General features: G+C 73.8%; 3 protein-coding genes. 1 reads left to right on the top strand and 2 read right to left on the bottom strand.

Annotated features, from left to right (window positions below; all coding sequences use genetic code 11):
- Nucleotides 1–244 (bottom strand): ABATE domain-containing protein (locus AC51EU_RS30280; RefSeq protein WP_496270291.1); only part of this gene is annotated, 244 nt, incomplete at its 3' end.
- An 89-nt stretch (nt 245–333) separates the two neighbouring features.
- Here AC51EU_RS30280 and AC51EU_RS30275 point away from each other — a divergent pair.
- A complete protein-coding gene (locus tag AC51EU_RS30275) occupies nt 334–699 on the top strand; it encodes a VOC family protein (protein ID WP_496270290.1) in 366 nt (121 codons plus the stop codon).
- A 24-nt stretch (nt 700–723) separates the two neighbouring features.
- Here AC51EU_RS30275 and AC51EU_RS30270 read toward each other — a convergent pair.
- A partial coding sequence (locus AC51EU_RS30270; protein WP_496270289.1) for a dipeptidase occupies nt 724–1,674 on the bottom strand: 951 nt, incomplete at its 5' end.

Raw genomic sequence — 1,674 nt, 5'->3', positions numbered from 1 at the left:
CCGTCGTCGCGTCGGGGCGGGTGCGGGCGGTGTGGGCGAGGCAGAGCGCGCGCAGGGCCTCGCGCAGGGTGCGGGCGGCCAAGGCGTCGTGGTCGGTGCCGCCGTGCGCGGGGAGGTCGTGCGCGCGGAGGAAGGCGGTCAGGCCGGGGCCGTCGGCGAGCGCGTCCTCGCCGGTCTCGATGTCGAGGGTGTTCACGAGGTCCTGCACCAGTTGGAGGGCGCCGGGGGCGTTGCGGTCGGCCACGTCCGCAACGGTACCCCTTGTCTCGTTACCGGTAAGGCGGCATCATCACGTAACGAAGTTACCGGTTGAAGACCTATGGAGGTAACGGCATGGCGCTGATCGAGCTGGATGTCACCGCGCTGGACTGTCCCGACCCCGTCGCACTCGCCGACTTCTACGCGCGGATGCTGGGCTGGAGCGTCAAGGGCAAGGGCGACTGGTACGAGATCGCCGGCCCGGACGGGCCCAAGCTCGCCTTCCAGCGCGTCGAGGGCTACCGGCCGCCCGAATGGCCCGGCCAGGAACAGCCGCAGCAGGCGCACCTCGACTTCCACGTACGGCGCGCGGACATCGAGGAGGCGGAGGCGAAGGTGCTCGCCCTGGGAGCCACGCTCGTCCAGCGCGACGAGGACGGGCGGAACTTCCGGGTCTATCTGGACCCGGTGGGGCATCCGTTCTGCCTCTGCTTGCACTGATACGTCCCGGTTCCCCGCGGTCCGTCACACCCGTGCCCCGTCCAGCCGGCCGATGGTCGCGGTGGATGGGGCCCTGCGGCGCAGCGCACGCGCCGCGGCCTCCGCGCCGCGCATCGCGCGCAGGGCGTTCCCCCAGGTCAGGGCGGCCAGATCGCGGTAGGACCAGCCCCGGTCGATCAGCTCGGCGATCAGCCAGGGGTAGCCGGTGACGTCCGGCAGCGGGCCCTGGTGCGCGGTCCCGGGCGCGGTGTCGAAACCGGCGCCGATGCCGATGTGGTCGGGGCCCGCCACCGTCCGCAGATGGTCGAGGTGGTCGGCGACGTCCTGGACGGCGACCGGGCCGCCGTCGGGCGTCAGCTGTTCGGGCGCGAAGGTCACCATGCAGATCCCGCCGTTGCGCGGCAGCAGGGAGAGGACGTCGTCGGGGACGTTGCGGGGGTGGGGGACGCGCGCCCGCGCGGCCGTCCCGCACAGGAACACCGGGGCCCTGGTGACCTCCAAGGTGTGCCGCATGGTGGCGTCCGAGGTGTACGAGAGGTCGATGAACATGCCGAGGCGGTTCGCCTCCCGGACGACCTCCTCGCCGAAGGCCGTCAGCCCGCCCGCCCTCGGTGCCCCGGCCGCCGAGTCCGCCCAGGGGGTGTGACGGTCGGCGGTGAGCGCCAGGGCGCGTACGCCGTGCTGGTGGAGGGTGCGCAGCGCGGCGAGCGAGCTGCCGAGGGCATGGCCCGCGGCCGGCCCCGGCACCGAACCGACCCGGCCGTGGTGGCGGGCCTCGGTGAGATCGGCGGAGGTCAGCGCGAGCCGCAGCGTGTCGGGGTGGGTGCGGACCAGGTCCCGTACGACACCTGCCTGTTCCAGCGTCGCGGCCATCGCCTCCTCCCCCGTCAGCGCCGCGGGGACGAGCAGGGACCAGAACTGGCCACCGACGCCACCGGCCGGCAGCCCCGCGACATCGGTACGGGCCGGCGCGCC

The sequence above is a fragment of the Candidatus Streptomyces philanthi genome, from assembly GCF_059553635.1.
The sequence above is the reverse complement of the archived record's forward strand: the minus strand, read 5'-3'. Positions and strand labels throughout refer to the sequence as shown.